The sequence below is a fragment of the Holdemania sp. 1001302B_160321_E10 genome (assembly GCF_015552275.1).
In the GTDB taxonomy this organism is placed as follows: domain Bacteria; phylum Bacillota_I; class Bacilli_A; order Erysipelotrichales; family Erysipelotrichaceae; genus Holdemania.
This window is the reverse complement of sequence record NZ_JADNEM010000065.1, coordinates 1-2,897: the sequence shown is the minus strand read 5'-3', so window position 1 is coordinate 2,897 and position 2,897 is coordinate 1. Positions and strand designations below refer to the sequence as shown.

Annotated in this window: 5 protein-coding genes; all 5 read right to left on the bottom strand. The window is 45.9% G+C overall.

The window, feature by feature from the left end:
- Positions 1–113: 113 nt before the first annotated feature.
- Positions 114–563 (bottom strand): single-stranded DNA-binding protein, encoded by a 450-nt coding sequence (gene ssb / locus I2D94_RS17955; protein ID WP_195397897.1) that lies wholly within the window; start codon positions 561–563, stop codon positions 114–116.
- The gene (locus I2D94_RS17950) at positions 556–840 is read right to left on the bottom strand and encodes a hypothetical protein (protein WP_195397896.1); all 285 of its coding nucleotides are present in this window, start codon (positions 838–840) and stop codon (positions 556–558) included. The genes ssb and I2D94_RS17950 overlap by 8 nt, the downstream gene beginning before the upstream one ends.
- Positions 837–1,823: a hypothetical protein gene (locus tag I2D94_RS17945; protein ID WP_195397895.1), complete on the bottom strand. Its 987-nt coding sequence runs from the start codon at positions 1,821–1,823 to the stop codon at positions 837–839. The genes I2D94_RS17950 and I2D94_RS17945 overlap by 4 nt, the downstream gene beginning before the upstream one ends.
- Positions 1,824–1,839: 16 nt before the next feature.
- Complete coding sequence (locus I2D94_RS17940) at positions 1,840–2,574, bottom strand: MBL fold metallo-hydrolase (protein ID WP_195397894.1); 735 nt, start codon at positions 2,572–2,574, stop codon at positions 1,840–1,842.
- A gap of 17 nt (positions 2,575–2,591) precedes the next feature.
- On the bottom strand, positions 2,592–2,897 hold a 306-nt coding region (locus I2D94_RS17935; protein ID WP_229056960.1), incomplete at its 5' end, for a hypothetical protein.

Sequence of the window (2,897 nt, the reverse complement as noted above, 5' to 3'; positions counted from 1 at the left end):
CCGATATTGTACGGTATATCCGCAATGATCAACTGCGCCCGTGGGATCTGGTATCGTTTGGCGTTTTCAAAGTGATCGTTATACAACTCAATCTTCATAACACTCCGCCTCCTCTAAAATGGTAAATCGTCGCTAGAAATTTCCAGCGTCGGATCCGAACTGTAATCATAACCAGACATCGCGTTCTGAGCGCATGCATAGCCTGCTGTACGTGGATCTGTGTCCGGTGTGATATTACGGTTACCGTATGCAGATAACAGACTGACGCTTTCACAGACTACTTCTGTGACGTACACTTTCTGACCGGAAGCGTTGTCGTAGTTGCGTGTCTGGAGTCTGCCGTCCACCGCAAGCAGCGCACCCTTTTTTGCATAATTGCAAATGTAATCAGCAGCCTGACGCCAAGCCTGGCAGCTGATCCAGTCCGTGACCGCATCATCCTGCCCCTTTTGCTTAGGGCGATCCACAGCGAGCTGGAAGCTGCAGACGGACAAGCCGGATTGCGTCTTACGCAGCTCTGGATCCCGGGCAAGCCGGCCGGTTATGACTACTCGGTTAATCATAATCCTTTACTCCTAACCGTTCCGCAAGGCGTTGGAGCTTGTTTGACTTAATACGGTTAACAGGCAGCGTCGCACCGAAAATGATTTTATACTGCTCAAGCATGATCTCAACGTCGGCAATTTCTTCCGCAATTCCTTTGAGAGTTTCTGCGCAAGGGTTCCTGCGAAATTTGTTGATGGCCTGGATCAGCTCCGCCATCTCCTCGATACCTTGGTTGATTTGCGCTTCGTCACCATACGTTTCTATGGCGATTTTGTATAATTCCTCTTTGTTCATTTCTTCTCCTCCTGTTCCCGCAGCTGCCTGCGGATTTCTTCATATTCCTCTCGATCAAAATCTGCGGCTTCTGCAGTTTCCTGATCCGATCCGGTTTTCATTTGTTGATAGTAATCCGGCAAAACATCCTGTCGTTTTTGAGCTGACTTACCACGAGATCCGCTATCCTGAGCACGACTCAGCCAATTTGTAACAAATCGCAATATCCCACGCTTTGTTTTACGTCTCGTCGGATCTGCCAACAACCAGCCTCTCATCTTGCGCAATTCTGTCACCACATTCGTTGCTTGATATAGCTGTTGCCATTCATTGGCCATTGATGTGGCTACAGGGTATTCTGTTCCATCGTTCAATGGCAGCATGATTAATGGCGGCTCTTGCGAAACTTCGGCAAACTCCTCTGGTTCTTCTTCGTCATAAGGTACAGGTTTGGGAGTATTTTCATCCGGCGTCGAGTCGTTAGAGCTCGGCGCAAAAGTATTTAAATATAAGCTACTGTTACTGTTACTGTTATAAGCTACTGTATTCCGAACTCTTTCAGTAAGGGTTACGGTAAGGGTTTCTAAAGCCTTTTTGAAATCTTGGCTTTTGTCCTTTGAACAGTCTTCGTAACCCATTTTTATAACCTCGATAAGATCACTTAAAAATACTGTATCTGGTAAAGTGCCTAGGAACTTTATAGCCCCTCTAATTTGGTTTGAGTTCTCAAAGCTGTTATACCGCAAAAAGTTCTTAATAAAGACGATTTCGTTATCTCTATCATATTTAACGCAACCGTTTTGCAACAGTTCTTTAAACCCTTTTCGAACCCTTTCTAAAGTCCATTTTATGTCAGAAGCAACATATTGCTCAGGAAGGTAATACAATCCTATTGAGCTTCGATGAGGACAGGTAAGAAGATATAAAAACAACAATTTCCCGTCATCACTTAATTTTCTGTTTTTTTGATCTCGCCAAAACAGGCTATCAATCTTGGAATACATTGTATAAACCCCTCCTTTACAAAATACCCCCGCTTTTTCGACACACGAAGCAAGGCTTTAGAAACTGTTTGGAAACCCTTTGCTTGAACAGATTCGGGTTAGCGTGACGGTCAGATAAGTGCATCAAAAAGATGCCTTTGCAGTTACTTAAGTCAAGCTTTTTGAGATGATCGCAGGTATGCTTGATCGACATGTGACTGTTTAAAAGACGCTCGTATCTATCAATATCATTCTTGTTTTTTTGATCCTTTGCAGCCTCGTATGCAAAGTGGATGACCTGGCCGTCGTAGTTAGATTCGATGAAAATATAGTCGAATTTCTGTTTAGATAAATCCTCTGCGAAATACTTACAATCATTGACAAACAGGATCATCTCCATGTCTGTATAGATCACAAAACCTAGGCTGTCCTCAGCGTCATGCTCGACAGAAAACGGGTAAACTCTGGTCTCCGCGGCAACGGTCTTAATCCGGCCTGCCTCAAGCAATGTGTCCTGGTCATCACCAACGATTAACCGATTTCCGTATACACGCTTCCCGCGGCGGCGTAGATCGTTGGAAGCAGCGGAATGATCCTTGTGGTTGTGCGTGATCAATACAGCGTCCACAGGCCGTAAATCGAGCCCCTCCGAGGACATCCGGCGCAGAATCTCAGCATATGGAAGGCCAGCCTCCAGTAGCAGCACTACCGGAGGCAAGTCTTTACGATTTAATGTAATGTGATAGCAGTTGCCAGCAGATGAACTGGCCAAGCAACGGAACTCCATGATCAGAACGGATCAGCCGATACGATGATCTTTTCGGCTTCCGCAACTTTGATTTCCGGGGCCTTTTGTACGCTCTCGGACTGCTGAGGGATTGCAGGGATATCGTCCTGTACAGGGCGGCTTCCGGCCTGTTCAGCGACTTCTGCATCCACTGCACCTTCCTTGTCTATGCGATCATCACGATACTGCTCATAATCCTCAAACGTAGACTCGTAGGCCTTTGCAATGAACGCATCACTGAAATCCTTCGGGATCTTCTTGATCGCGTTATTTCTCATTTTGCGTAAAATCATCGCTTCGCGGGAGTG